We start from the raw sequence: 25,614 nt of genomic DNA, 5'->3' as shown, positions 1-25,614 counted from the left end.
ATCTTTGTAGCGAAGGATATAGATCATTTAACCTAGATCCCTCACCCGCTATTTGCGCTGTATCTCCCTGGCCGCATTGTCAAAAAATGATTGTAGACTGGCAAACATATCCTTAAATACAGGAATTAATTTACCAAGCCCATTCATGACCGCAGGCCCCAGATGTTCAATATACGGATACACTACAGATTGCATTTTGATCTCAGGGCTTAACCAGTATAACTGGTTAGCTATCCATAAGAGGACGCTGTAGACCATGATAAAGATAGTACTATACAGTAAAATCCCACCTAATTTGTTTAGCCAGCCCATCATCGCCACTTCTACCAGCTTTTGAAGCAGGGTAGCTCCCAGGCGCACTAACAATACAACTCCCAGGAACAGTGCGATAAAACATAAAACCGGTAACCAACGGGTATGTACATCCCAGTGTGATTGAGCATACAATACGGCCACAGTGGTCAATTTCAATGCTGCTGCCAGCCCCAGTGTGACTGCTACAAAGGAAAATACCGCTACTATCAGGCCGCGGCTGTATCCCTTATAAATAGCAATTACAAGGATGATGGCGAATACAATGTCTATACCCATATATTTCTATAGGAAGATAGGAGTACGGGAAAAAGAATTAAAATCCCGCTTATTTTGCTAATAACTCTTTTACCAATCCGGAAATGGCTTTGCCATCAGCTTTACCAGCTAACTGCTTGGTAGCCACACCCATTACCTTACCCATATCAGCAGGAGAACTAGCTCCTGTCTGGGCGATAATCGCTTCAATAGCAGCTTTCAGTTCAGCTTCATCCATCATTTTTGGCAGGTACTTTTCGATCACAACCAGTTCTTCCTCTTCCTTAGTGGCAAGGTCTTCCCTGTTTTGCTGACGAAATATATCCAACGAATCTTTTCTTTGTTTAGCTAACTTTTGTAACAGTTTAGTTTCATCTGCTTCGCTCAGCTCCCCGCTAAAGCCCTCTGCAGTCTTGGCATGCAGGATAGCGGCCTTAATAGCACGCAGCGCACGCAAATCTGCTTCGGCTTTTGCCAGCATAGCTGTCTTAATCGCTGCGTTAATGTTTAGTTCCAGAGACATATATGGTTGTTTTGAAAACTTGGATTATTGTTCTGCCTTTTGCTTTTCTTCAAACTTCTTGTAAAAGTCACGGGCAAAAGTTCGCAGTTCATCTGCCTGATCCTTGTAGGGAGTAGCTCGCTGGTAAGTATCGGCCATGGTCATCATCGTTTGAAAGAAGAAATCAGCCATTTCATCCACCATCATCTGCTTTGTCCACAAATCTATACGCAGTGCCGTTTTATCAGCACCGTCCCAGAAAGCAACCATCATCGCCTTTGCCTGCTGGAAACGGTCTGCCTGAGTACTATCCGTCGCCCTCCATTCAATCTTCTCAGGTATCCTGTCATTGTCCAGTTCAACCTGGATCTGTATGGTAGATGTCTTTGCCATAAAAAGTAATTCCAATATTTTAGAAACGCAAATTTACTATTAAACTGCGAATGTGCTGATGTCCAGATTTATGATACTTATGTTATTATTCTAATATCTGAGAAGCAGCCGCTGTCCAGCCCCCGGGCAGTGTTACCTGCCTGCCGCGTTCCAGCATCCTGCTGCGCAATACCTCGTCCTTATATAATACTGACATCTTTTCGGCCAGGTCCTCCAGGCTGTCAGGATCAGTATATAGTACCCCTTCTGCACCGGCTACCCTGGCAGCAGCCCCTTCCATTGCTACCACCGGCACCTCGCATTTGAGTGCCGCATACACAGGCAGCGCCAGCCCCTCAAAGCGGCTGGTATATACCAGGGTATATGCACCTGCTACCACACGGGCCAATGTTTCCTGGCTGGCATCCTGCAACCAGATGACATCGTTTCGGAACTTGTAGGTAGCCATATTTTCGATGATTTCTGCACCGGCATTCGTGGAAGCGCCAGCGAGTATCAGTTTCATATTGGAACGTAAACGGCGTTTCAACGCGGAAAATGCCTTCAGCAGCGGAAGAATGTTATTCCGGGGATGCATACTGCCAACAGCGACAAAGTATTCCATCCCACCTGTAAACTCCTGCTTGATTTGCTCTCTTTCTTCCCATTCCACAGGGTGATAACTACTATCCAGCCCGGGAGGCAGCAGCACCAGCTTTTCTGCTACGGTCGGCGCATAAGTTAACAAATCTTCCTGTACCACCGGCGATATAACCAGTACTTTTTGTGCTGCCTGTAGATATTTCAGGGTATTTTTCCGCAGGTAACGCTGCAAATCCTTAGACATGCCGGCTACCCCATGCAGGAAACCCGTATCAGTGATCAGCAAACGGGCAGGTACCTTGCTGCGCAACGGTAATTGTCCATCAAACCCCAGGTAAAGGTCCAGCTGCTGCTTTTTGATAGCTGCCGGAAACTGCCATTCCCTCCACCAGTACAGTTGCCAGGCCTTATGCCCCTTGAGCGGAACCTCTACAAGCTGCACATTATCAGTAAATTCTTCCAGAGATACACCTGGGCGGTCTACGAAAAAGATAAACTGGTGCTCCGGGTGTAAACGGCATAATTCCTTTAATAGCGCTGTGCTGATATTTCCTGTATCTGCCGGTCTGTCTCCAGCCAGGCCGGCGGCATTCACTCCTATACGCATAGTTAAGCTGCTTGTTCTGATGGGTGCAAAGCTACAGCTTTTTGAACCAAGCAGTATAAAGATAGGCTATAGCTTCAGTGAAGATCCGCTCCATCCTTATCATTAACAGGGCATAAAAAGGACACCAGTATATCACCTCTATATCGATTGGATATAGAGGTGATATACTGGTGATATATTGGTACCGTTATAATGTAAAACACAAAGCGAAGCTTCACTGAAGCCTCACTATGGTTTCAATAGCCTTGTAAAGGGTATTATTCGGCCTTATTGGTAATCCAGAAGGTCTTGGTGATGGTATTATCAGGATTGCTGGTAGAAGTGATTACCACGGTCACCAGTACGGTGCGCAATGGCTCCAGCCCGATCAGGGTGATTGCGATAGCGCCGCTGGTACTTGGTGCCACTGCATTCTGTGGAATATTCACGCCACCTGGGTCTGTTACAGCTTTCACTGTAATATTTACTCCGCTGGAAGGTAGTTTAGAGGTCACGGCTGCCTGGAAAGTGTAGGTTGAACCTGCGGCTGCGGTATAGGAAGCCTCAGTTACATTTGTAAGTGATACTTTCAGACCTTCCTCAGTTGGCTTTACAGCAGATCCGCTGTCTTTCTTGCTGCAGGAGGAAAAGGTCATTATGAACAGGGTCAGAATAGGTAACAGATATAATTTCAAAGGCATAAAAAGGTGTTTCAAAATCTGGTTAAAATTAATTGTTTTTATAATGCGAAACAAGCGCCTATTGCCGCACATCCATGGCATCTCTTAGTCCGTTTCCCAACAGGTTAAATGCCAGCACCATAAGCATAATTGCCACTCCCGGCGCCAACGCCAGCAAAGGGTTGTGGGTAATGATAAAATTGTAGTTTTCTTTGATCATCAGTCCCCAGGAAGGTTGCGGTGGCTGTACCCCCACTCCCAGGAAGCTCAGCCCTGCCTCTACCACGATCGCCGTGGCAAAATTGCCGGCAGCAACCACCATCACAGGGCCTAAGATATTGGGTAAGATATGTTTAATGATTGTACGGGCATGTCCAAAACCCAGGGCACGGGTCGCCTCTATAAATGTCAGCTCTCTCAGTGACAGCACCTGGCCCCTGATAATACGGGCTACATTCACCCACATGGTCAGGCCCACAGCAATGAAAACCTGCCAGAAACCCTTGCCCAGTGCCAGCGTAATGGCAAATACCAGCAATAATGTAGGCACAGACCAGATCACGTTCACCAGCCACATCACCACCTCATCCGTCAGGCCGCGGAAATACCCCGCTATAGCACCCAGGAAAATGCCGATGGTAAGAGAAATGAGTACGGCAATAAACCCGACACTTAAACTGACCCTGGTTCCTACCAGCAGCCGGCTGAGGATATCCCGCCCAAACTTATCGGTACCCAGCCAGGCTTTATAGTGCTTTATATATGTACCCCCTGCCGGGTAACTTTCCCGCAGGGAGGTTTCTTCATCTATAAAGTGGTGTACAATCATGCTGTCTCCTGCAGCCTGGTAACTACTGAGGGGCACCCAGGTCACCGCTTCCTCCTGGCCATCCAGCAGCCTTTTCAGGAAGCCCACCTTTTCAGGGGCTTGTTGGCGGGGCAGTGCCAGCAGATCAATGCTGAACCCAGGATGCTTTCCTCCTATTTCTACGATCATCCGGTTCGCCATAGGCGTACCATCGGGCGAGACCCAATAGGCAACGATGCTGACTACGACAGCGATAGCGATCAGCAGCATACCTGCCACTGCCCCCCTATTGCGTCGGAGCCTGGCCCAGGCCTGCTGCCGGAAAGATGAACGTATATCGAGTTCCGCCATAGTTTATTTTACTTTTCGGCCTTTCCACTGGTAAGAACCAAACTTGCCCAGCCATCCCGCCACTACAATATATGGAATATGGAATAACTGTCCGGGGATAAACCAGCTGAGCATTCCCTTTTTCCCGAAGAACCGGGATACGGGAATCAGGAAGTAAAACTCCAGCACCACCTTGTATACCATCGCTACCAGGAAATAAGGCAGGGCACCGGGTGCAAAAATGCAAAACACGCCACCAAACAGCAATACCACATTCCAGAAGTATACCAGTGCCAATACCCAGGTCAGTCGCTTATCGTCATACTTATCTGCTTTTGATGACCAGCGGATCCGCTGGTTCATGAAGGCCCTGAATGTATCTACAGGCAGGGTTTCCACGATGGCATCCTGGCTCTTTAAATATTTCACCCCATCCGGGTATGCTTTAAACACTTTGAACATCAGCAACATATCATCACCGGAGGCGATATTGTCAATCCCTTTAAATGCATCTACTTCATAGAACACCTTTCTTTCATAAGCCAGGTTGGCGCCATTACACATCGTACCGTCTTTCAACTGCGCAAGGGCACCTGTGATGCCCTGCATGGTCAGGAAGTCCAGTGACTGCAGGATCTTGAAGAAGTTATTTTCTTTATAGAAGCTCACCGGGGCAGCGATAAATTTAGGCTGGTATTGCTCATAGAATCGTACCATGGTGCTGATCCATAAAGGCCCCATTACGCAATCTGCATCTGTAGTCATGATCAGGTCACCTGTAGCCTGTTCTATTGCCAGCTCGATGGCTTTCTTTTTATAGGAATTCAGTCTTTCGGTAGCGCTCAGGTGCTGGCTCAGTTGCAGCAGTTTGATATTCGCTGCCGGGAAGTCCTTTACCACATCGGGTGTACGGTCGGTTGAAAAATCGTCGATGACAATCACTTCAAAGAGCTGTGCCGGGTAATCCTGGGCATGGAGTGCTGCCAGCAAGGGAGGCAGGTTATCTTCTTCATCGCGGGCAGGAATAATGACGGTCACTTTGGTGAGGCCACTAATGGGTTGAGTGGGTATATAGGGAGCTAATGCCTTCCAGCCATGTCCATATCTTATCATCAGTATGCCGTACAATCCTCCCAGCAGGAATAAGACAGTCAGAAAAAAATACATACGCTAATTTATATCTTATCTAATATTATTTCACCCAGGTCTTCCGTGAGTAGCTGATGGCCTTTGTCCAGTACCATCATTTCGGCGGGAAAGGTACCATCCATAAAGCGTATACCCAACGACGATGGAATGACCCTGTCATATTTCCCGAAGATCAGCAGGGTATGGATGCGGTATTGTGCCAGTTGTTGTTTGATCAGCTGGCGGTTGGGCATCATATGTGCCATGATGGTCCATACGTTAAGGACCAGTTCCCGTTTTTGCAGGGTATTCATGCTGTTGTTTGCAAAGCGGTGCAGGCTGTTGTTGATGAGTTTCAGCTTGTTGCCGGTATTGAGGAGCCAGAAATAAAATTTCGGGTGGTAAGTGATGTGCTTAAAAAGGCGGTGGCCGATGCTGGTCTGGGTCACGAACTGGTGCCAGGGATTATCCCTGAGACCATCGGCCGCCAGGAGGATCAGTTCCCGCATTTGTGAGCCCATCATTTCGGTGAGGCAAAGGGCTACACGGCCTCCCATGCTGTAACCTAAGAGGGAAAAAACGGATTTCTTCTGCGTTTCCAGGAGCAGGATAATGATAGCATGGAGGTCTTCTCTTTCGAAACGGCGGTTTTCCTTCCATTCGGTTTTTCCGTGGAGCGGCAGGTCGATGGCTACGATGGTGAAGATTTTTCCAAGGGTGGGTACCAGCCGGGAAAAAGGCAGTGTACTTTCGCCAAAACCGTGCAGGCATATGAGGAGATCTTCGCCTTTGCCGGCGATGGCTCCATGGATGCGGCTGTTTTCATATGGAAGATAAAATGACTGCATGGCGCAAATGTACCCTTTTCAATTTTAACGATTTTTTATAGCTGGGGCATTTTGGCTGGCCATGGATACTTTCGAACATTTTGAAGGGCTCCCCATTGCCTGTTAAAGTTCACATTAGCAGGGCATTACCTGCAGACCTTTCAGCGCAGCTCATTGGCCGTAGAAGTGCCGCTATAATATTAAATACCCGCATTAGCTTTTCGCGATTTAAAATTGCTATATGAGCTAAAAAAAGTAACTTGAATAGTAACTCAAATTAACTGATAAAACTTTAGCACAATGGAAGCAACTGTTGATAAGTCCACGTTGAAGGGCGCTGAGTTCCTGATCAAAGAAAGCCCCGTACATGAAGTGTTTACTCCCGAAGATTTCAACGAAGAACAAAGAATGATCAAAGAGATGGCCGAGCAGTTTGTGGCAAAAGAAGTCACACCTGTTCTGGACCGTATCGATAAACTGGAAGAAGGGCTCATGCCTTCCTTACTGGAAAAAGCAGGCGAGCAGGGCTTGCTGGGTGCTGCCTTTCCTGAAGAATACGGGGGCTTAGGCAAGGACTTCATTACTGCTACGCTTATCAATGAAGCCCTGGGTGCAGGTCACTCTTTCTCTGTGGCCATGGCAGCCCATACAGGTATCGGCTCCCTTCCTATCCTGTACTTTGGTACGGAAGCCCAGAAGCAGAAGTACATCCCCTTCCTGGGCAGCGGCCAGATGAAAGGAGCTTATGCCCTGACTGAACCCAATTCCGGTTCGGATGCACTCAGTGCCAAGACCACCGCCAAACTCTCTGCCGATGGTAAACACTATCTGCTGAACGGCCAGAAATGCTGGATCACCAATTCCGGTTTTGCAGATGTATTTACCGTATTTGCCAAAATAGACGGCGATAAATTCACGGCCTTTATTGTTGATAAAGACACACCGGGATTCACACTGGGTGCTGAAGAGCATAAGATGGGTATCAAGGGATCTTCTACCCGCCAGATCTACTTCCAGGATGCACAGGTACCCGTGGAAAATGTACTGGGCGAGATTGGCAAAGGCCATCTCATTGCCTTCAATATTCTGAATATTGGTCGTCTCAAATTGTGTGCTGCCGCATTGGGTGGATCCAAGAAGACAGCAAGCATCACGATCGAATACGCCAACACCCGCGAGCAATTCAAACAAGCTATTGGCAACTTCGGTGCTATCAAGCATAAGTTAGCCGAAATGGCCATCCGGATCTGGGTGAATGAATCGGCCCTGTATCGTACCGCACAGCTCATAGACGAAAAGGAAAAAGAACTGCTGGCAGCCGGCAAACCTTTTAATGAGGCCCTGCTGGGTGCTGCGGAAGAATATGCAGTAGAATGCGCCATCCTGAAAGTAGGTGGTTCCGAGGCGCTGGACTATGTAGTGGATGAGGGTGTGCAGGTCCACGGAGGAAACGGTTTCAGCGATGAGTATGTGATCTCCAAAGCATACCGCGATAGCCGCATCAACCGCATCTTTGAAGGCACAAACGAGATCAACCGCCTGCTCACGCTGGATATGACACTGAAACGTGCCATGAAGGGCAGGCTGGACCTGATGAATCCTGCTATGAATGTGATGAAAGAGCTGATGAGCATTCCTGATTTTGGCAGTGATGATGAAACGCCTTTCAGTGCTGAGAAAAAGCAGATCGTGAACCTGAAAAAGGCCATCCTACTGGTAGCCGGTGCTGCTGCTCAGAAGCTGATGGCGAAACTGGAAAGCGAGCAGGAAATACTCATGAATATTGCGGATATGGCAATAGAAACCTTCCTTGCTGAAAGCGCGCTGTTGCGGCTGCTCAAGCGGGTAGAAATAGAAGGAGAGGCATCCAATGCATTGCAGGCAGATATTGTGAAAACATACCTGTATGATGCAGCAGACCGTATTAACAAGTATGCGAAAGATGCCATCAACTCATTTGCAGAAGGTGATGAACAACGTATGATGCTGCTGGGTATAAAACGCTTTACAAAAGCGGCGCCTGTGAACACGAAAGACACGCGGAGAAGGATTGCAGATAAACTGCTGGCGGATAATAAATACAGCTTGTAAAGGCTCTATAAGTTTTTCAATTATGATTTAATCTCTTTCGAATTCAACTATATGCCATCCCGCGAAGAGCCGGATGGCATTTTTTTTGTTTATTTGCGACCGGACAATCATGAGAATAGCAGCATTAATCATACTGATACAGATAGCCTTTACTGGAGTAAAAGCGCAGGAGCAAGCCTTCCTTAAAATGGTACAGCCGGTAAGAACGGAGATCAATACCAGTAGTTCGAAGCAATATATGTCGGGTCGCACCTGTGTAGCTTGTAAAGTAACGCTGAATGATGATACCATCCACGTATATCCTACGGGCGTATTTGCCTTAAAACGCATTATCAAACCGGGGAAGACCTCCTTTACACTAACAACTACGGATACCACCGGCAAGAAGGTATCGCGCACTTACAATTACTACTATACAACACTGCCGCCGGTTAGAGCAACCAGTGTATTCAGAATAGATGATGTAAAGGTATTTCCCAAAGGAAACAGCACGCTCTCTCCGGGTGATACCATCCGCGTGAGGATAAAGGGCTATCCGGGCTGTAAGGCTTACTGGATGCATGAAACGCCCTTGCATGAACTACCTTCTTCCAAATATGGTGCGGCAGGATATTATGAGGGGTCTTATGTAATACAGGAAGCTGATTCCCTGCTGGATAATAAGGTGGCTGTATTCCTGAAGAATAAGGATGGTAACACGGCCGTACTGCAAAGCACCAATAAGCTCACTTATCAGCGCAATCAACTGCTGGCTGGCAGAACGATTGACAGGAACACCTATCTCACGATAGCGCCTGAAGGCGATCGCCTGGGGCCTATCAAGATCGGTTACCTGGACCAGGACGTATTACTCCGCATCAGCGGTAAACAGGGCAATTATTACAAAGTAAAACTCAGTAACCAGCAGACGGCTTTTATCCCGGAGCTACTCCTGGATACCGTTAGCCTGCGTGAGCCTACCCCCCTCAATATCGTAGAGGCTACCCGTACATGGAGTGATGCCAGGTACGATTACATAGCGGTACAATTATCTGAGCGGCTTCCCTACCTCAGCACCCAGCAGGTAGATCCGGGAAAGATCACCCTGGATATTCATGGGGCAAACCTGGAGCCGGATTTTACCCCGGTTGCGGATTCAATGCAGGAAGTGCAGGGGATTAAATGGGAGCAGATGGGCGCTGATGTACTCAGGGTGAACATTTCCCTGAAGCACAAACAACCTTGGGGTTATAAGGTACATTATGACAGTACACGCCTGGTGATAGCGGTGAAGCATATTCCCGCCAGTTTCCAGTTGAAAAACCTGACTTTTGGTCTGGATGCGGGGCATGGCGGTTCGAATGTAGGTGCATTAGGGGCGGCAGGGTATTACGAGAAGCAGCTAACGCTGATGATCACTATGTTGCTGAAGAATGCGCTGGAGAAGGAAGGAGCGAAAGTACTCACCACCCGCACTACGGATCAGTATGTACCAAATGAAGACAGGTTATCGTATTACAGGCAAATGAACCCTGATCTACTCATAAGTATTCACCTGAATTCATCTGTGAACCCGGTGGATGTGCATGGTACGGCCAATTATTATAAGCATGTGTTCTGTGAGCCATTTAACAGGGCGATACATGCGCAGTTGCTGGGATTGGGCTTGTCTGATTTTGGGAATAACGGGGATTTTAATTTCATACTGAATAATCCGACGGAGTTTCCGGATGCGCTGATAGAGACTTTGTTTTTGAGTAACCCGGAGGATGAGATGAATGTGTTGGATGAGACGTACAGGCAGAAAATGGTGGATAGGATCATGGCGGGGATCAGGGATTTTCTGCGGGAGGCGGAGCAGGATAAAGTGACGAGGAAGCCTGGTGCCCAGGCGGAAGAAGCTGGTGGAAATGAGGAGGGACCGGGAGGGGATCAGTAAAAAAAGACAGGTTTCGTCATAAATTTTCCTTTTTGCGTAAACGATTTTCCGGAATCGACATGAATAGCAGTTTTTTCAGCTGCAATTTTGCTGCGCAAAAAACAACATAAGATTTATGATAAGGATTTACAAAGGACGTGCTACAAAGTCCTTCATGCTTGTTCTGAGCATGATTGTTTCCTTCTTCTATGCTACTGCGACTACTTTAGAAGACAACAATGGTGGAATTAAGGGTAAGATTGTGACATCTGACGGCAAGCCAGCCGCGGATGTGTCTGTGATACTGCAGGGAACCAGTTTTATGACGGTTTCTGATGGTGCTGGTACCTTTGTGTTTAAGAATCTGCCTGCGGGAAGTTACCAGGTGGCGATTTCTTTTACAGGATATGCGAATAAGACAGAGGATGTGACGGTTGAAGCGGGTAAGATGGCGACTGTGAAGTTCCAGTTGGAAGTATCCAGTAAACAGCTTTCTGAGATAGTGATTACAGGGAACCAGACTAAGTTGGTAAAACGCTCCAGTAATTATGTATCTAAATTGCCTTTGGCTAACGTTGAAAACCCTACTGTGTATTCAGTGATCACTAAAGATCTGCTGGCACAGCAACAGGTATATACGGTAGATGATGCGATGAGAAATGCACCTGGTATCACTAAGATGTGGGAAGCAACTAACCGAAGTGGTGACGGTGGTGCTTATTATAACTCACGTGGTTTTATTGTTCAAAGCCAGTTCCGTAATGGAGTAGCGGGTAACGTCTCTTCTGTAATAGATGCTGCTAATATCGAAAACATCGAAGTCATCAAAGGGCCAAATGCTACATTGTTTGGCAATCAGTTAACTTCTTATGGTGGTCTGATTAACCGTGTTACCAAGAAGCCTTATGATCACTTTGGTGGCGAGGTGGCAATTGCAGGCGGAAGCTATGCTTACAACAGGATCATGGCTGATATAAATACACCACTGGATTCAGCAAAAGATGTGCTGCTCCGTTTAAATACAGCTTATACCTCACAAGGTAGCTGGATGGACAATGGTCATAATAAAACATTTGCATTTGCCCCCAGCCTTTCTTACAAGATCAATGACAGGTTAAATATTTTACTGGAAGCTGAATTCTTTAGCGGGGAAGGTAATGGAAATACATTCTTCTTCTTCCCATGGGGTCATAATGTTTCCGAACTGAGTGCACAGAGAGCTGATAAGCTGAACATTGATTACAACCGCACTTTTGCGAACGAAGATCTGACATCTACCAGCCGTAATTCAAACTTCTTTGGTACGATGAACTATAAGATCTCTGATCAGTGGAATTCTCAAACAGTCGTATCTATGACCAATAGTTATTCCAATGGTTTCGGTCCTTACTTCTACCTGGTATCAAACGATCGTATTTCCCGCGAAGACCAGTCTACCAGGAATAGTAAGGCAAATACAACAGAGATTCAACAAAACTTCATTGGTGATTTCAGGATTGGAAAATTCAGAAACCGTTTTGTAGGTGGAATTGACTTCTTCACGCTCAACTCTAACCAGATCTTCATCAGCAAAAATTATGACACCGTATCTACTCATGGTGTGATATCAAACTACAGCGATTTCAATGCTGCAAACATGAGTTCTGTTTACCAGGCAGCAGGTAGTCTTGTCAGGTATCCTTATATCTACAAAAGATATAACTACAGTGCCTATGCATCTGATGTGTTCAACATTACAGATCAACTGTCAGTTCAGGCCGGGTTACGTATAGACTACTTTGATTTCAAAGGAAACTACAGCGAAACACAGGCTACGCTCACTGGTGCATATCACCAGGTAGCATTGTCTCCTAAATTCGGTATCGTTTACCAGGTGATTAAAGATCGTCTGTCCTTATTCGGTAACTACCAGAATGGGTTCACGAATACAAATTCACCTATTTACGTGAGTGAGGGTGTCAGCAAAACATCCAAACCAGAACAGGCTAATCAGTGGGAAGGTGGTGTAAAAATGGATATGTTTGAAGGTAGACTGACAGGTACTGTCAGCTATTACGATATCCTGGTAGACAATGTTCTCCGTGCAGATAATGCGCACCCTAATTACTACCTCCAGAATGGTTCACAAAAAAGTAAAGGTGTAGAAGTAAGTGTGATAGCAAATCCATTCCAGGGCTTCAGCGTGGTGGCAGGATATGGATATAACGAATCCAAATATATCAATGTCGATGTGACCGGTCTTCCAGATGTGGATGGCCGTCGTCCGTCTACTGCGGGTGCTCCAACTACTGCTAATTTGTGGTTGAGCTACCGCTTATCAAATGGTAAACTGAAAGGTTTAAGCGTTGGTGCCGGTGCTAACTACGCAAGCGAAATAAAGATTGTAAACAGTATCAGCCAGGGTGTATTCATCCTGCCTTCTTATGCAATCCTGAATGCTACTTTATCGTACGAAACATCTAAGTTCAGGTTTGCTGCCAAGGTGGATAACCTGACTAATAAACACTATTGGGTAGGTTATTCTTCTATGAATCCTCAGAAGACGAGAAGCTTCACCGGTACAGTTGCATTCAAGTTTTAATACAAATTATAAAAAGGGTTGTATCACAAATAAAAACACCTCTTGAGAATCGTTTAAAAGACTATACGATTCCATCAGGAATCCCGAATAGAAAGGGGCTGTATCGTGCTTATGATGCAGCCCCTTTTTCTATATAAGTCTATTCCTGCTGCAAGTCAAACAATAGCTCAATGCCCAGTCCAGACGCACCTTACTACCCGGCAGGTGACCTAAAATCACTGCCGCCTTCGGCAGGGTGATTTTGGAGGACGGCTGGTCTGGGCCTGCGGCAGGCTTTTACATCCTCCTTTATGATTACTAATTGTTATGAGCTATAACCCGGAGTTATATCAAATCCTATAATTAATTAAAAATCAACTATTTAATAAAACCACATTTTGACCTGCCAAAGCAGTAGTCTACTCGTTAAGTAGATTGATTTATATTTGGGAATCGTTTCATAGCTTTAGTGGGCAAATACAATAAAATGGCAGACGAGATAAAAGCATTTAACGAGTACCGGGAAAAGATGAATGAGGTCATTCTGGGCAAACAGAACAAAGTGATCAACCGGTTATTCAACCTGGACACCAACACGTACATGGAAGGTGCCCTTAGTACGAAAGTGAAAGAAATGCTGGGATTGGTTTCATCTATGGTATTGCGTTGCGACGACTGCATCAAATACCACCTGGGCAAGTGCCATGAACAGGGCGTGACTACCGAAGAGATGTACGAAATTTTTGCAGTAGCTAATATAGTTGGGGGTACGATCGTAATACCACATACAAGAAGGGCGGCTGAATACTGGGAAGCGTTATTGGCACAGGAAAGCTGATTGTGGTCAGTTCCCTATATAGTTATTCCGGATTGCGTAATCCCTATCGGGTTACAATTCGTAACTTTGCCAACCAATTATAACTTTTTCTATTAACAATACAACAATGTCAACAGCAACTATAGCTCCGCAGGCGTTAACGGCGAAGGATTTTGCAACGGACCAGGAAGTACGCTGGTGCCCGGGTTGCGGAGATTATTCTATATTGAAACAGGTGCAGACTATTATGCCCGGGCTGGGTATACCGAAGGAGAACATCGTGATCGTTTCCGGTATTGGCTGTTCATCCCGCTTTCCTTACTATATGAATACCTACGGCATGCACTCCATCCATGGTCGTGCTACTGCCATCGCATCCGGTCTGAAAGCCGTGCGTCCTGAGCTGAGTGTGTGGATTGTAACTGGTGACGGCGATGGCCTGTCTATCGGTGGTAACCATACCATTCACCTGCTGCGCCGTAACTTTGATGTAAATGTAATGCTGTTCAACAACCAGATCTATGGTCTGACCAAAGGACAGTACTCCCCTACTTCTGAGTCTAACAAGGTAACGAAATCCACTCCTTACGGCAGTATTGACCATCCGTTTAACCCGATGGCCCTTGCCCTGGGTGCTGATGCCACTTTCATTGCCAGAAGTATGGACCGTGATCCTAAACACCTGCAGGAAATGCTGAAACGCAGCCATGCGCATAAAGGCGCTTCTTTCCTGGAGATCTACCAGAACTGTAACATCTTTAATGATGGCGCTTTTGAAGTGTTTACGGAGAAATCCAGCAAAGCTGAGCAGGCTATTTTCTTAGAGCAGGGCCAGCCACTGGTATTTGGTGCACAGAAAAACAAAGGTATCCGCCTGGATGGGTTGAAACCTGTGGTAGTGGAACTGGGTGCTGAATATAGTGCGGAAGACCTGTGGATCCATGATGAACATGATTTCTATAAAGCACAGATATTGACCCGTATGTTCGACGATCCCCGTATTGAAGGACACTTCCCACGTCCGTTTGGGGTGTTTTACCAGGGATTCCGTCCTACGTATGAGGAGCAACTGAATTTCCAGGTTGAAGATGCGTTTAGCAAAAGAGGTCCTGGTGACCTGGATAAACTGCTGGCTGGTAAGGAAACCTGGACTATTAAATAGGAGCTTTAAATCCACCAATAAATAGAAAGCATCTTCCGTAAGGGGATGCTTTTTTAGTTATATGAAAAATGCGCTTCCACCTTTGGTAGAAGCGCATTTTTTGCAGCTCTGCCTGCGGCGGGCGCAATACATGGTTATGTTAATGGCCTAATGTGCCTATACTAAATACCATTTGATACAACAACAACACTCCAAACACGATCATACTTCCTCCTGCTATCTTATTCAGCCACTTCACATTTGTCAGGGTCAGCTTATGCCTGATCTTATCTGCTACAAATACCTTTAATATATCTGTAGACAATACCCAGATCAAACACACGCCATAGGTGATAATCTTGTGCCCGGTAGAATGCGGGCTGTTCGATACGCAGATCCCCAGCCAGAAAAGGATCACACCGGGGTTCAGGGTATTCATCAGGAAGCCGGCCAGCCAGATCTTCAGGTAATCATGTGTTCTGAACATCTCCGGCTTTTCATCGCCGGTACTGATCTTTACCTTCTTGAACAGCAAGCCGTACAGGCCCATACCAATCAGTAAACACCCGCCTACGATCCCTATCGGCTTATTATACTCTTTCAGGTCCGATATGAATGCGGTGGCCAGGTTGCCCAACAATACATACATAATGTCGCTGAATGATACACCCAGCGCGAAGCTAATACCGGCTTTGAAGCCGTTATTCACACTATATTTTATAATCGCAAAGATGACGGGGCCGACAGATACCGATAAAACCAGTCCTAGAGCCACTCCGGAGAAGACCGCCGATAAGAAAGCAGATGTCATGCGCTACAAGATTCCCTATCTAAAAATGAGGGGTAGACTCCCCAATGTGGATGAAGTTACCCCTCTTTTTACTTTTTTAATTCGTTAAAGTTCTTACACTGACTTTAGCTTAGATGCCAGGAAGTTCTCCCAATCCTTCAGTTTCTCTCCTTTCATAACGCGGGGGAACTTGTTCATAGCGCCTTCCTTGCCCTTTACGCGCAGGTAGTCGATGAACGCATCTTTTGGCAGGACCTCAACAAAGAGTTCCTTCAGTGCTGAGGTACGTTCTACAGCATAGTCGTCATTTACCTCACACAGGGTCTGGTCAATGATTTCACGTACACGGTCGCAATCTACATTCCCATCATCAGTACCAATAAACCAGCGGTGTGCAAACAGGCCATTATGAGGGAAGCCTGCTACGGTAAATTCACTGATGGTAATACCCAGTTTCTTCTGTACAGCATCGACTGCATTGTTCATGTTATCGATGCTCATATGTTCGCCACAAAGGCTCAGGAACTGTTTGGTACGACCTACAATAACGATCTCATGTTCTTTTACGGAAGTGAATTTCACCACGTCACCGATCAGGTAGCGCCATGCGCCGGCACAGGTAGATAACATCACCGCGTATTCCACATCTTCCACTACTTCGTGGATCATGTAAGACTTAGGGTTTGGTTTCACCTCGCCATCGCTGGTAAAGTTCTCTTCTGTAAATGGAATGAATTCGTAGAAGATGCCGGTATTCAGGACCAGTTTAATGCCCCTTACACCCGGACGTGCCTGGAAGCCAAAGGAGCCTTCCGAAGCCATATATGTTTCAATGAAATTGATCGGTTTGCCCAGCAGTTTCTGGAAACTGTCGCGGTAGGGCTCGAAGGAAACGCCTCCATGGATATATACAGCCAGGTTTGGCCAGATCTCATGGATGTTTTTCACCCCGTGATATTTGATGATCTCTGCCAGTACAATCTGCACCCAGGCAGGCACACCGCATACCGTACCTACATCCCATTGTGGCGCTTTGCGCACGATGAGTTTGATACGTTGTTCCCAGTTTGGCTTTTTGGAAATATTACCGCCCGGTTTGTAGAAACGTCTGAACCAGCGGGGGATGTTTTTTGCCTGGATACCGCTCATATCCCCTTCGTAGTAATCCCCTTTTTCATACAGGGCGGTGGTACCACCCAGCATCAGGATCCCCTTGGAGAATGATTTAGGAGGAATGTCGAAGTTAGCCATCGAGTACAGCTGCTTAACCCCCACCTTCTTTACGTTACGCAGCATATCGCGGGTAACAGGTATATGCTTGCTCGCAGATTCGGAGGTTCCCGAACTGAGGGCGAAGTATTTAATTTTTTCAGGCCAGCTTACATTAGCCTGACCTTCCAGGCACTTATGCCACCATTCCGCGTGCATCTTATTATAGTTATGCACGGGTACAGTGGAACGATAATTAGCGATGATATTCGGGCTATTCAGTATGTCCTGGAAGTTGTAATGCTGACCGAACTGCGTATCCTTAGCTTTGGTAAGGAGCCTGTACAATACCTGTAACTGATACTGACGTGGCGTACCTAACTTGAATGTGAACTTCTTCCTGATGCGCAGTGACCTGGATATAAGATTACCTAAAATGGCCATTAATTACCTTCTTCTTTATAAACTGCAAAAATACGGCGAATTTCGGATTAGGTGGAGACTCAATTTTTATCAGACCGGCCGTTAGCAGCCTGAACATTCTACTTCCTGTTATTGTCCCCAATTGGCAATCCAATACAAACATATTACTAAAAACGATATGGCAGGTAAAAAAATTGAAACGTACCTTTGCTTCATGTTAAAAGAAACCCTTCTCAAGGCAACACAGGCTGGCGGACAAGTTTTACAGCATTATTTCAACGGGGCTTTTCAGATCAGCAGCAAAAGTACCATCAATGACCTGGTAACGGAAGCCGATAAAGGGGCAGAATCTGCCATCTTTAAGGTGATCCAGGATACCTACCCTGACCATTTCATTCTCAGTGAGGAGTCGGGCGAACTGGTAACTACCTCTAATACCAAATGGATCATTGACCCCCTGGATGGTACGGTGAACTTTGCCCATGGTATTCCTATCTGCTGCGTAAGCATCGGTGTGGAAGTAGATGGAGAAATGGTATTGGGTGCTGTGTACAACCCTTTCCTGAACGAGTTTTTCTTTGCAGAAAAAGGGAAAGGTGCTACAAAGAACGACAAGTCTATTCACGTATCTGCCAAGACAGATCTGGGTAGCGCCTGCATGGCAACGGGTTTTCCTTACCAGTGGGAAGGTGGCGAGAATGATCCGGTGGACATCTTTGCGTACTTTGTGAAGAGAGGACAGGCTGTACGCCGTCTTGGCTCAGCAGCCATAGATCTCTGCTGGGTAGCCGATGGCCGTTTTGATGGTTATTATGAACATACACTGAATGCCTGGGATGCTGCTGCCGGCTTCCTCATCGTGGAAGAAGCAGGTGGTAAAGTCACTGACTTCAAAGGCAACAGATACTCTCCTTACCAGCGTACGCTGATAGCCACCAATGGCCATATTCATGCGCAGCTGGTAGACGTCGTTAATGGAAAATACTGAGCAACATAATGAGTGAAGAAAGAACCGAGATCAACTCGTTAGGCGAATTTGGCCTGATTGAGTTTCTCACCAAGAATATTGAAATCCAGCAGTCGAGCACCATTTTAGGTGTGGGTGACGATGCTGCCGTGATCGACCACTTTGGCCGTCAGACAGTCGTGTCTACTGACATGCTGGTGGAAGGTATTCACTTTGACCTGATGTATACCCCCCTCAAGCACCTGGGGTATAAATCGGTGGCCGTGAACCTCTCCGACATATATGCCATGAACGCTACACCTACACATATTACGGTGAGCATTGCGTTCAATAACCGCTTTTCGGTGGAAGCACTGAACGAGTTCTACGAAGGCGTATATGCTGCCTGTGAGAAATATGGGGTAGACCTGATCGGGGGTGATACTTCCAGTTCTCAGAAAGGGTTTGTGATCAGCGTAACAGCACTGGGTGAGGTAGCACCTGACCAGTTCGTGAAGCGCTCTACTGCCCAAAAAGGCGACCTGCTCTGCGTATCCGGCGACCTGGGTGCCGCATTCTTAGGACTGACCCTGCTGGAAAGAGAGAAAAAGATCTACCTGGAGAGTCCGCAGCTGCAGCCTGACCTGGAAGAACAGACCTATATCATAGGCAGACAGCTGAAACCAGAACCAAGAAGAGATATCATTGAGTGGCTGGAAAAGAACGACATCAGGCCAACGGCTATGATGGATGTGAGTGATGGCCTGAGCTCTGAAATACTGCATATCGCCAAGCAATCTAACCTGGGCGTAGTACTGTATGAAGAGAAAATACCGATTGCACAGGAGAGTAAGGAAATGGCCCTGAAGTTCGGTATGGATCCTACCGCGTGTGCACTGAGTGGTGGTGAAGACTATGAACTGCTGTTTACCATGAAGCAGGAAGACTACGATAAAATTGTAATATCAGAAGAGATCAGTGTGATCGGGTATATGGCAGACATCAGTGAAGGTGCCCATATCCATACAAAAGGTGGTAATAAATTCAAATTAGTAGCGCAGGGCTGGAATGCATTCCAGCAATAAAATATTGAGTTCGGGGCTGATTAAAAAAGGGGTGTCCGTGATGGAGACGAAATGGCTTTTACGCAATTCTCAGTGCCTTCATTTTACTTTTTAGTCAGCCCCTCCCCGAAAATGGTTTTCATTCCCATTGTCTTTCCTGAATGTTTTATTAACAAAAATTTCCGTTTTCGATCATTAGTTTTCCGCTTTGCGTAATGTAAACTCTTGTTTTTCAGTGGACATTTGCCTCACTGTAAAACAACTCCATGACACTGAAGAATGCACTGATCCTAACAATAGGCAGCATCGTTATCTCCTTTCAACCAATTTTCTCTCAACAAATCACGCCGGCGCAAAGATTAGTCCTGAATACCGGAGAAGATTCCCTGAATGCGGGTACCTCTTCCAGCAGAACGGTTATTTCCGGGTATGGTTCAGCGTTCTACCAGCGTGATATGAATGAAAAGATGGCCCGCGCCACATTAGAAAGGGTCGTATTATTTGTAGGGCACCAGTTTAACTCCAAAATCGCCTTCTTTAGCGAGATGGAACTGGAAAATGCCAAAGTTCAAGCGAATGCCATTGACAACGGTTTTGCCGGTGAGCTTTCGATGGAACAAGCTTACCTGAAGTTCAGCCTCAATCCCCGCCAGTACATTGTAGCTGGTTTGTTCGTACCGCGTATCGGGATCCTGAACGAAAACCACCTCCCTGTCAATTTCAATGGTGTACAAAGACCGATTGTGGAGCAACTTGTGATTCCAGCTACCTGGCGCGAACTGGGTATTGGTTTCTATGGGCGTGCCCGCCGCATTCCCCTGAACTACACGGTGGCTTTGGTGAATGGCCTGAACGATGCCACCTTTACCCATGGTACAGGTGTGGTTGAGGGCAGGGCTGAAGGGAGTGGCGCTTATGCCAATAACCTCGCCATCACCGCAAGCCTTCAATACTACTGGCAGAACTTCCGCTTCCAGGTATCCGGCTATGCCGGTGGTACCAATGGGCTCAACGCCCGTAAGTCAGACAGCCTGAAACTCAGTCATGGCACCTTTAGCCTTCCACTCTACCTGGGAGAAGCTGATATCATGTACAGCAATAAAGGATTCTCTGCCAAGGCAATTGCTACAATGATCTCCTTTCCCAACGCCTACGATGTAAACAGAGCTTACGCCAACAACGTAGCGAAAGTGATGTACGGCGCTTATGGCGAGCTGGCGTATAACCTGCTGGAGAACGCAGTGAAGTACAAAGACCAGCAATTGAACATATTTGGCAGGTACGAAATGCTTGACCTCAATTCTTCCATTCCTTCGAACGGCATTTACGATGGTACACTGAAACAGCAACATATCATTGCCGGTTTCACCTACCTCCCAATACCCAATGTGGCAATCAAGGCAGATGTGAAAATCCTGCATACAGGCGATGAAAATCCTGCCCTGGTGATCAATCCAAGTCCGGCAAGGGTGCCTTACAGGGTTAATAATTCCTTCCTGAATATTGGTATCGGTTATTCATTCTGACAATCGGAATTTATGGAAAATAACGGCAGAAGAACTTTTCTGAAAGATACCTGCAAGATCTGTGTATTGGGCGCTGTATCTTTTTCTGTGGCTGACTTTCTGGCCTCGTGCGGCACTGCACAAAAAGGGTTTAAGACAACTGTAGACAACCACAAAGTCACCGTGCCACTGACACTCTTTGATGCCAACAACGCGCAAATTATCAGCCCCAAAAATTACGAATACGAAATAGCCGTTCAAAAGAATGCTGACAACACCTATCAGGCCTTATTACTACGCTGTACACATCAGCATAACCCACTCGTGCCTACCGGCAACGGTTACCTGTGCAGCCTTCATGGCAGCCAGTATGACAAAACCGGGAAGGTAAAAAAAGGCCCTGCTGAAAAACCGCTCCCTATCCTGCAAACGGAAACCACGGCTACCAATTTGATCATCTACATATAACTAATTATCATGAAAAAACTCGTATTACTGTTCGCTGTAAGTGCCATCACGATCCTGTCTTGTAGCAAAGACGGTGACAATGGTGCTTCTAACAGTGATTTTGCTGCCCTGGAAGACTCGGTAACCATCAACTTTGTAAACAAAACCGCTATTCCGGGCTATGAAGACCTGCTTACCAAAGCCACTACGTTCAACAACGTGGTGACGGCGCTTAACTCCGCTACTACTGAAGATAACCTGACTGCTGCCAAAACAGCGTGGAAGGATATGCGTAAGACATGGGAACAATGTGAAGGTTACCTGTTCGGTCCCGTTGAAGATGATAACTACGATCCGAATATGGATACCTGGCCGGTAGACTATGTACAGATGGACTCCCTGCTCAATAGCTCCAATGCGCTGGAAATAGCAGACATTGAGGGGCTGGCAACGCTTTCCCTGAGAGGTTATCACCCGATCGAATACATCCTGTGGGGTACTGATGGCAAGCGTGCTGCTGCCGCCCTTACTGCCCGTGAAAAGAAATACATCACCAGTCTGACTGTAGACCTGAAAAATACCTGTACCAAGCTACGTGACAGCTGGGTGGTTGCCGGCGGTAACTATGCTGCCAAAGTACTGAATGCAGGTAAAGGTTCTCAGCCATTCCCTACCAAACAAAGCCTGTTTACCGCTATAGCAGCAGGTTTGGCAGACATCTGCGGAGAAGTGGGCGAGTCTAAAATGAAAGACCCTTATGATGCGCAGGATCCGAATATTGTAGAATCACCTTTCAGCGGTAACTCTACTACAGACTTCAAGAACAATATTGTGGGTGCATATAACGTATATATGGGAACCTTCCTGGGCAGCAATGGCAAAAGCCTGCATGCATTGGTAGCAGCCAAGAACCTGAGCCTGGACACCAAGTTACAGCAGCAGTTTGAAGCAGCTATCGGCTCCTTTGATGCGATCACCATGCCTTATGAGAAAGCGATCATCAACCAGAGAGGCTTGTGTGCTACAACCATGAGCAACCTGGTAACGCTGAAAGGCACCATTGAAGGCGATCTTGAGAATTTCATCCTCACTAATATCAAAGATTGATTTGAACCAGCCGGCACTTCTACTGAAGGCCGGCTACTTTTTTAATATACTTTTCAATGCGGATAAGGAAGATCTATTTAGCAGCAGCCTTACTGGCCTGCCCTTCATTGCTGATGATGTGTACCAAGCCGTCACCCTTCAATGAGGAGGATTACGACCCGCGACTGAGCGGTGGTGCTGCTACCGTATTTGATGCGACCAGCAAAGCTTTTGGCAACGTCATCCCTGGCCTGAGCAACTATGACCAGCATGTTCACGACCTGGGCGACAACAGCGTAGACCAGACCTTCGTAACAGCACCGGCTACTATCAATAGTGGCTTAGGTCCTATTTTCAATAATGTGAGCTGTCGCAGCTGTCATCATAACGATGGCAAGGGAAGTCCGACCACCGGTACAGTGACATCTTCTATGCTGATGCGCTTGAGTATTCCGGGTACGGATGCACATGGAGGCCCTGTGGCTGTACCGGGGTATGGATTGCAGTTGCAGGACCTGGCAGTGTTTGGCAAGACAGCAGAAGCTTCTGTCAAAATCACCTATACAGAGCAGGTGTATACTTACCCTGATGGTACGGTTACGACCCTGCGTAAACCGACTTATACTTTTGTCAACCCCTACATAGCAATGCCTGTAGATCTGATGGTATCGCCGCGTATGGCACCACCATTTTTTGGGTTAGGATTGCTGGTGAATATCCCGGAATCTACGATCCTGTCTTATGCAGATGAAAATGATGGGAATGGGGATGGGATCAGTGGCAGGCCAAATTATGTGTATGATCCATCAACTGATAAAATGATGCTGGGCAGGCTTGGGATGAAGGCGAATACGGCTACCATCCTCACACAGGCCGCAGCAGCATACCAACAGGATATGGGGATTACCAGCAGTATTTTTCCGAAGGAAAGCACTTTTGGACAGCCGCAGATGGATAATCTGGCAGATGATCCTGAACTGCCGGATAGTTTGCTGAATGCGGTAGAGTTTTACCTGTTATCACTGGCAGTGCCGGCGAGGAGGAATACCACAGATGGGGAAGTGATGGCCGGGGAGAAATTGTTTGCGCAGCTGGGTTGTAGTAGTTGTCATATTCCTACGACGCAGACAGGGGTTAATGTACGGTATCCATATCTGAGTAATCAGCGGATACATGCTTATACGGATTTGTTATTGCATGATATGGGGGATGGACTGGCAGATGGAAGGCCGGATTTCAGAGCGAATGGTAGTGAATGGAAGACCCCGGCCTTGTGGGGGGTGGGTTTATTTGAGAAAACGAATGGTACGCCGTTTTATTTGCATGATGGTAGGGCAAGGACACTGGAGGAGGCGATATTGTGGCATGATGGGGAGGCGGCGAAGGTGAAAGCGAAATTTAGCCAGCTGAGTGCGGGAGAGAGAGGGCAGGTAATTGCATTTTTGAAATCTCTTTAATATCGATCTTAGTGGCTGCTTCACAGCTATGAAATTGACTTAAAACAAATGGCCGGTCAGCAAAGCTGACCGGCCATTTGTTTTAATATCACCGGACGATTACTTTTATTGTCTGGCTATTATGTGTTGGCGGTAGTACCCCTGCGAATACGCAGAATTTTAATTGATAGGTACCCGGTTTATCCGGCATTTGTACTTCTATCCTTACTATTCTGCGTTCTATTGCTTTGCTTATTGTCAGTGCTGTTTTCACTGCGGGAAATTCTATATCCTTTTGCGTTATCGCATATCCTACGACCGCTTCATTCGCCGTATCCACCGGCACGGCTTCATGATATCCATTATCCACCTGCAATAGAAATCCCATGGTCGTATTTGGTTTTACCTTCACCTCCCGCATAGCAGGAATAAACTGAATCAAAGAATAAGAATAATACGGATCCTGCAAATGGAATTTTACCAATCCTTTCGGTGTATTAAAACTATCTGTCACCGGGATGTTTTCAGTGTCATAAGTTATCTCTACCTGTTTCCCCCATAACTGCTTCTCCGTTTCCCAATAGTTATACTGGCTCCGGCGACTATAACGGCTATTGATGCTATACCCCAGTCCATGATCACTATAGAACATGTACTTGGAAGGCATCTGGTAGCTATTCAAAAACACGACAGGACGGCCGCCTGCATGGTCCTGCAAAGTTTTTGCCCACTTCCTGTTATCATGAATTTCCGGACGGATATCCACTCCCGGCATAAAATTCCAAATTAGATATACGCGGGCGATAGTCACCACTAACAAAGTGGCCGGTGCGAGATATTGAATCACTTTCAGTGAACGACGGATAGACCGCTTTCTTCTTACTGACTGATGTGCCAGTACCAGCACGGGTGTAAACAACATCACCGTCCAGTTAGCCTCTACCCTGCCCTTGAATGTACTGATCAGGAAAAACACCAGTACACCTATCGTACAGAACTTCAGGGCTCTTTCAAAAGCACTCTGTATAGGACATACAAACGCATAATATAATACTAACCAACCTGCCAGCGGACCGAATAAGAGGATTTGTCCAAGAATGTATTCTATTGTAAAATTAAGCTGGTATACAGACGCATTTCTTTCTATCAGGTGATATTGCAATGAAGGAAAGTTATGTGCATATTGCCAGTATAAATGCGGGAAGAATAAGATCGTGGTAATGATCACTGCGACATAGAACTTGAATACCCGCAGGAGATTCAGGTTAGAGAGCACCGTAAAACCAACCAGTAATACACCATGGTACTTGCTATAGAACATGAGTGCCATGCTCAGTGCCAGCAGGAAAGTATTTCTCCAGCTTTGCTGTTCCAGGAATGCGCGGTAGATGTAAAAGTATAATGCGGCAAAGAAAATCAGCGGTACATCCGGCACGGCCAGCATTCCGCCCACCTGCATTGCACCCATAGCCAGCAACAGGAGGTAAAAGAGGCGGTTATCCTTGCGGGGAATCAATTTGTCTGTAATGATAATAGTACCCAGGTTCAGGATCACCATGCCAATACGCACACCAAATTCATTGTGAAAAAGGGCATAGCCCAGTTTGATCAGCACTGCAACCATTGGTGGGTGGTCAAAATAACCCCAGCTCAGGTGACGGGCATAAACCCAGTAATAAGCTTCATCATCCATCAGTTCTGTAAATCCTGCCTGTATGAGGCAAAGCAGGAACCAAACCAACAGGAAAAGGTTCTTATATTGATTTTTGCTAAAAAAGCGTTGAATGCCCATGAAC

22 protein-coding genes are annotated in these 25,614 nt (G+C 46.5%); 11 read left to right on the top strand and 11 right to left on the bottom strand.

Features of this window, described 5'->3' with window-relative positions; translation table 11 throughout:
• Positions 1-48: 48 nt before the first annotated feature.
• From U0033_RS22755 to U0033_RS22720, 8 genes are all read right to left on the bottom strand, one after another.
• Positions 49-591 carry a CvpA family protein gene (locus tag U0033_RS22755; RefSeq protein WP_072362875.1) on the bottom strand — a complete coding sequence of 181 codons (543 nt, stop codon included), beginning with the start codon at positions 589-591 and terminating at the stop codon, positions 49-51.
• Positions 592-640: 49 nt separating this feature from the next.
• Positions 641-1,093, bottom strand: a complete 453-nt coding sequence (locus U0033_RS22750) for a GatB/YqeY domain-containing protein (protein WP_072362874.1) — start codon at positions 1,091-1,093, stop codon at positions 641-643.
• 24 nt (positions 1,094-1,117) lie between these two features.
• The gene (gene gldC / locus U0033_RS22745; protein ID WP_072362873.1) at positions 1,118-1,465 is read right to left on the bottom strand and encodes a gliding motility protein GldC; all 348 of its coding nucleotides are present in this window, start codon (positions 1,463-1,465) and stop codon (positions 1,118-1,120) included.
• A gap of 85 nt (positions 1,466-1,550) precedes the next feature.
• A complete protein-coding gene (locus tag U0033_RS22740; protein ID WP_072362872.1) occupies positions 1,551-2,654 on the bottom strand; it encodes a glycosyltransferase in 1,104 nt (367 codons plus the stop codon).
• 257 nt (positions 2,655-2,911) lie between these two features.
• Positions 2,912-3,334, bottom strand: coding sequence for a hypothetical protein (locus U0033_RS22735; protein WP_072362871.1), 423 nt, complete (start codon positions 3,332-3,334; stop codon positions 2,912-2,914).
• 58 nt (positions 3,335-3,392) lie between these two features.
• Positions 3,393-4,472, bottom strand: a complete 1,080-nt coding sequence (locus U0033_RS22730) for an ABC transporter permease (RefSeq protein WP_072362870.1) — start codon at positions 4,470-4,472, stop codon at positions 3,393-3,395.
• A gap of 3 nt (positions 4,473-4,475) precedes the next feature.
• A complete protein-coding gene (locus U0033_RS22725; protein ID WP_072362869.1) occupies positions 4,476-5,618 on the bottom strand; it encodes a glycosyltransferase in 1,143 nt (380 codons plus the stop codon).
• 8 nt (positions 5,619-5,626) lie between these two features.
• Positions 5,627-6,427 (bottom strand): alpha/beta fold hydrolase, encoded by an 801-nt coding sequence (locus tag U0033_RS22720; protein ID WP_072362868.1) that lies wholly within the window; start codon positions 6,425-6,427, stop codon positions 5,627-5,629.
• 279 nt (positions 6,428-6,706) lie between these two features.
• On the opposite strand from U0033_RS22720, the gene U0033_RS22715 reads away from it, so the two are divergent.
• From U0033_RS22715 to U0033_RS22695, 5 genes are all read left to right on the top strand, one after another.
• A complete protein-coding gene (locus tag U0033_RS22715; protein ID WP_072362867.1) occupies positions 6,707-8,497 on the top strand; it encodes an acyl-CoA dehydrogenase family protein in 1,791 nt (596 codons plus the stop codon).
• 109 nt (positions 8,498-8,606) lie between these two features.
• On the top strand, positions 8,607-10,415 hold the full coding sequence (locus tag U0033_RS22710; RefSeq protein ID WP_072362866.1) for an N-acetylmuramoyl-L-alanine amidase family protein: 1,809 nt from the start codon (positions 8,607-8,609) through the stop codon (positions 10,413-10,415).
• 115 nt (positions 10,416-10,530) lie between these two features.
• Positions 10,531-12,975 carry a TonB-dependent receptor gene (locus tag U0033_RS22705; RefSeq protein WP_143150786.1) on the top strand — a complete coding sequence of 815 codons (2,445 nt, stop codon included), beginning with the start codon at positions 10,531-10,533 and terminating at the stop codon, positions 12,973-12,975.
• Between the two features lie 466 nt (positions 12,976-13,441).
• Positions 13,442-13,792 carry a carboxymuconolactone decarboxylase family protein gene (locus tag U0033_RS22700; RefSeq protein ID WP_072362961.1) on the top strand — a complete coding sequence of 117 codons (351 nt, stop codon included), beginning with the start codon at positions 13,442-13,444 and terminating at the stop codon, positions 13,790-13,792.
• 106 nt (positions 13,793-13,898) lie between these two features.
• On the top strand, positions 13,899-14,933 hold the full coding sequence (locus U0033_RS22695) for a 2-oxoacid:ferredoxin oxidoreductase subunit beta (protein WP_072362865.1): 1,035 nt from the start codon (positions 13,899-13,901) through the stop codon (positions 14,931-14,933).
• Positions 14,934-15,072: 139 nt separating this feature from the next.
• On the opposite strand, the gene U0033_RS22690 is transcribed toward U0033_RS22695, so the two are convergent.
• Both U0033_RS22690 and U0033_RS22685 read right to left on the bottom strand, forming a co-directional pair.
• Positions 15,073-15,723: a LysE family translocator gene (locus tag U0033_RS22690; RefSeq protein WP_072362864.1), complete on the bottom strand. Its 651-nt coding sequence runs from the start codon at positions 15,721-15,723 to the stop codon at positions 15,073-15,075.
• A 93-nt stretch (positions 15,724-15,816) separates the two neighbouring features.
• Complete coding sequence (locus tag U0033_RS22685; RefSeq protein WP_072362863.1) at positions 15,817-17,355, bottom strand: GH3 family domain-containing protein; 1,539 nt, start codon at positions 17,353-17,355, stop codon at positions 15,817-15,819.
• A gap of 193 nt (positions 17,356-17,548) precedes the next feature.
• Between U0033_RS22685 and U0033_RS22680 the strand changes: the two genes are divergently transcribed.
• From U0033_RS22680 to U0033_RS22655, 6 genes are all read left to right on the top strand, one after another.
• A complete protein-coding gene (locus tag U0033_RS22680) occupies positions 17,549-18,322 on the top strand; it encodes an inositol monophosphatase family protein (RefSeq protein WP_072362862.1) in 774 nt (257 codons plus the stop codon).
• Positions 18,323-18,330: 8 nt separating this feature from the next.
• Positions 18,331-19,365 (top strand): thiamine-phosphate kinase, encoded by a 1,035-nt coding sequence (gene thiL, locus U0033_RS22675; protein WP_072362861.1) that lies wholly within the window; start codon positions 18,331-18,333, stop codon positions 19,363-19,365.
• A 245-nt stretch (positions 19,366-19,610) separates the two neighbouring features.
• Positions 19,611-20,870 carry a hypothetical protein gene (locus tag U0033_RS22670; protein ID WP_072362860.1) on the top strand — a complete coding sequence of 420 codons (1,260 nt, stop codon included), beginning with the start codon at positions 19,611-19,613 and terminating at the stop codon, positions 20,868-20,870.
• A gap of 12 nt (positions 20,871-20,882) precedes the next feature.
• Positions 20,883-21,317 (top strand): QcrA and Rieske domain-containing protein, encoded by a 435-nt coding sequence (locus tag U0033_RS22665; protein ID WP_072362859.1) that lies wholly within the window; start codon positions 20,883-20,885, stop codon positions 21,315-21,317.
• Positions 21,318-21,326: 9 nt separating this feature from the next.
• Positions 21,327-22,403, top strand: coding sequence for an imelysin family protein (locus U0033_RS22660; protein WP_072362858.1), 1,077 nt, complete (start codon positions 21,327-21,329; stop codon positions 22,401-22,403).
• 56 nt (positions 22,404-22,459) lie between these two features.
• The gene (locus U0033_RS22655; protein WP_218164050.1) at positions 22,460-23,839 is read left to right on the top strand and encodes a di-heme oxidoreductase family protein; all 1,380 of its coding nucleotides are present in this window, start codon (positions 22,460-22,462) and stop codon (positions 23,837-23,839) included.
• An 88-nt stretch (positions 23,840-23,927) separates the two neighbouring features.
• On the opposite strand, the gene U0033_RS22650 is transcribed toward U0033_RS22655, so the two are convergent.
• Complete coding sequence (locus U0033_RS22650; RefSeq protein ID WP_072362857.1) at positions 23,928-25,610, bottom strand: ArnT family glycosyltransferase; 1,683 nt, start codon at positions 25,608-25,610, stop codon at positions 23,928-23,930.
• Between the last annotated feature and the right edge of the window lie 4 nt (positions 25,611-25,614).

The organism is Chitinophaga sancti (assembly GCF_034424315.1).
Classification (GTDB): Bacteria; Bacteroidota; Bacteroidia; order Chitinophagales; family Chitinophagaceae; genus Chitinophaga; species Chitinophaga sancti.
The sequence above is the reverse complement of the archived record's forward strand: the minus strand, read 5'-3'. Positions and strand labels throughout refer to the sequence as shown.